Here is a 3,223-nt window from a genome sequence, read left to right as displayed (position 1 = left end):
GTAACCGTCCGGTCTCGGCCCTGTGAGCTTTAGCGCTCTCAGTTGAGACCGCAGCATTTTTTGTGTTTCTTGCCGGAGCCGCAGGGGCACGGGTCGTTTCGCCCGACCTTCTGAGCCGGAGCGGCGAAGGGGTTTGATCGGGTGGTCATGGTCGGCGCCGGGGCGGCGTTGGCGAGGCGCCAGTCGTTGAGTTCGATCACCCAGTCGGCGATCTTGTCGTGAGCGGTGGCGGTGATGGCGTCGATTTGCTCGTCGGAGAAGCGGGGATCGCGGCGGGCGACATCGGCGAGCATCATCAGGCCGGTCCAGGCCCTGGCGGCCTCGATATCGGCTGTGGCGAGGGGCACCCAGGCTTCGGGCTTCAGCTTGACGGCCTTTTCGAAGCCTTCGATCCAGATCTCCCACAGGATCTCGCCATTGCGCCTGTCGATGCTGACGATCGGACCATAGCGCTCGGGTTGGTCGAAGAGCGTGCGCGCGACGTCGTTGTAGTACGCCATCACCAGGCCCATCACCTTGTTGGCGTGGTCGAGGCTCTCGAACACCGGCTCGCCCTTTGCGTCGGCGCTGTTCCAGACCCATGGCAGCCAGGCGCTGGGAGGGATCATCTGCGGGCAGACGAGGAGGCCGGCAATGAAGCCGTCCAGTTCCTCGATCAGCATCGCCTCTTCATCGAGGTCCAGCAGCGCCTTCGACAACTGCTTCTGTTGGCGCGACAGTCCGGGCATGGCTCGTCCAGTTCCAGGGGGCGAGTTCACCGACGCGGTTGATGGGATGGTCGCCGATGCGGGCCAGAACATCCCGGAGATAGGCCTGGGGATCAAGGCCATTGAGCCTGGCGGTCCCGATCAGGGTGTAGATGACGGCGGCGCGCTCGCCGCCCTTGTCGGAACCGGCGAAGAGCCAGTTCTTGCGGCCGATGGCGAGCGGCCGGATCGCGCGCTCGGCGGCGTTGTTGTCGATCTCCAGATCGCCGCGATCGGCATAGCGGGTGAGCGCGGGCCAGCGCGACAGGCCGTAGCGGATCGCCCTGGCGAGTTCACTCTTGCCCGACAGCTTGGGCAGGGTCGTGTCGAACCAGGTCCGCAGATTGGCGAGCCGTGGAACGGCGTGCTCCTGCCGCGATCGTCGCCGTTCGTCGGGCGGGCGGCCACGGACGGCGTCCTCGACCTGGTAGAGCTCCCCGATCCGGCGCAAGGCCTCGGCTGCGACCGGCGAGGCGTTGGCCTGGTGGATATCGAAGAACTTGCGCCGGACATGGGCCCAGCAGGCGACCTCGGCGATCGCGGCGCGCTTACCGGGGCTGCCGGCATAGAGCTTGTCGAAGCCGGCATATCCGTCGGCGTGGAGATATCCGGCGAAGCCCTGGAGATGGCCTTGCGGGCGCACGCCCTTCCGATCCGGCGTATAGCGATAGAGGACGGCTGGCGCGGCATCTCCGGCATGGGGGCGCTCGTCGCGGACATAGACCCAAAGGCGGCCCGTCGCGGTCTTGCCGAACCCGGGGGCGAGCACCGGCACGGGCGTGTCGTCGGCGTGAAGCGCGCGCCCGGCCATGGCATGCTTGCCGATCGCCTCGGCCAGGGGTGTCAGCAGCGCCGCCGCCGATCCGACCCAATCGGCCAGGGTGGAACGGTCGAGATCGACGCCTTCGCGGGCATAGACCTCGGACTGGCGGTACAGCGGCAGATGGTCGGCATACTTGGCCACCAGCACATGGGCGAGCAATCCAGGGCCCGGCCGCCCGCGCTCGATCGGCAGGGACGGCATCGGCGCCTGCACGATCGCTTCACACAGGCGGCAGACGATCTTGGGGCGGATATGCCGGACGACCTTGAACTGGGTGACGCGCTCCAGCACCTCGGTCTCGTCCTGGCCGAGCCGGCGCAACTGTCCGCCGCAAGCCTGGCAACCACAGCCGAGATCGCCATCGGCGATGCCCGCTGGCCAATGCACGATCTCCTCGCGCGGCAGATGATCGGGCAAGGGACGACGAACCGGATGCTGCCGGGTGTCGGGAGTTGCCGGCATGACCGCGCGCTCCAGAACCGTCCGCGCCGCCGTGCCCTCCTCGACATCCTCGAGCGCCAGCTCCAACTGGTGGATGGCGGCGTCGAGCTTCTCCGACGACTGCCCGAACTGCATCCGGCGCAGCTTCGCCAGTTGCGCCTTCAGCTTCTCGATCATGAGCAGATGGGCGGCCGTCTCGGCCCGTGCCGCGATCAGCAGCGCCTGAAGCGTCGCCACGTCGTCGGGAAGGTCTGCGGAGGCGCTCGCCATGGTCCTTTCGAGATTATCCCGAGGCCGGCGGCCAAGCCATTGAATCATGGTCGATCTTGACCGCGGACCACAGTCCTGAATCGGCTCGAAGCACCTCGCTTCACAGCGCCAGGCTGGGGCGATCGGTTCGAATCGGCGCGCGCCAATCGATCCCCTCCAGCAGCATGGAGAGCTGCGCCGGCGTCAGCCGCACCACGCCGTCGGTCGTCACCGGCCAGATGAAGCGGCCCTTCTCCAATCGCTTGGCGAACAGGCAGAAGCCTTGTCCATCCCAGTACAACACCTTCAGAAGATCGCCCCGGCGGCCACGAAAGACGAACAGGTGGCCGGAGAACGGATCCTGCTGCAGCGCCTGCTGCGCCAGAGCGGCCAGACCGTCGAAACCCTTGCGCATATCCGTCGGGCCCATCGCGAGATAGACCCGCATCCCGGCAGGGATCGCGATCATCGCCGGTCCAGCACGTCGAGCACCCGCCGCAGCGCGTCCGCGTCGACATCGCGGTCGACCCGCAGCCTGCGGCCAGAACCGAGCGCAATCTCGATGATGCCGGACAAACGACGGCTCCGGCGCGCGGGCTCTGTGCAGGCAACCTCGGACGCCGACGTGGGCGGGACGTCGGTCACGACAGGAGCCAGTTCGACGGGCAGCAGAAGCGGCGCTGGGCTGCCGCCGCCCAACTGCCCCAGCTTCGCCTGACGCCGCCACGTGAAAACCAGGCTTGCCGCGACCCCGTTGCGTCGCGCGACATCCGTCACCGTCACACCCGCCGAAAAACTCTCCTCGACGATCCGGACCTTGTCCTCATAGCGCCAGCGCCGCCGCCGCTCGATCGCGCCCAGAACCTCAGCCCGAACCATCGCCATGACCTTAAAGCTAGACTTAAGGTCACACCGTTCGGGAAATGCCGCCCACCGCGCAAGGCGGCCGAGACCGGACGGTTAC

4 protein-coding genes are annotated in these 3,223 nt (G+C 67.3%); all 4 read right to left on the bottom strand.

Annotated elements, in window-relative coordinates; genetic code table 11:
* Positions 1-38 precede the first annotated feature (38 nt).
* A complete protein-coding gene (locus tag BW981_RS22120) occupies positions 39-728 on the bottom strand; it encodes a UPF0149 family protein (RefSeq protein ID WP_076443148.1) in 690 nt (229 codons plus the stop codon).
* Complete coding sequence (locus tag BW981_RS22115) at positions 670-2,280, bottom strand: IS66 family transposase (RefSeq protein WP_076443146.1); 1,611 nt, start codon at positions 2,278-2,280, stop codon at positions 670-672. The genes BW981_RS22120 and BW981_RS22115 overlap by 59 nt, the downstream gene beginning before the upstream one ends.
* Positions 2,281-2,380: 100 nt before the next feature.
* A complete protein-coding gene (tnpB, locus tag BW981_RS22110; RefSeq protein ID WP_076443144.1) occupies positions 2,381-2,728 on the bottom strand; it encodes an IS66 family insertion sequence element accessory protein TnpB in 348 nt (115 codons plus the stop codon).
* The gene (locus BW981_RS22105) at positions 2,725-3,138 is read right to left on the bottom strand and encodes an IS66-like element accessory protein TnpA (RefSeq protein ID WP_160787689.1); all 414 of its coding nucleotides are present in this window, start codon (positions 3,136-3,138) and stop codon (positions 2,725-2,727) included. Before BW981_RS22105 ends, tnpB begins: the two co-directional genes overlap by 4 nt.
* Positions 3,139-3,223: the final 85 nt, after the last annotated feature.

Origin of the sequence: Allobosea sp. TND4EK4 (genome assembly GCF_900156025.1) — a bacterium.
Classification (GTDB): Bacteria; Pseudomonadota; Alphaproteobacteria; order Rhizobiales; family Beijerinckiaceae; genus Allobosea.
Note: the sequence above shows the minus strand (reverse complement) of the source record. Positions and strands in the feature narration are given on the sequence as shown.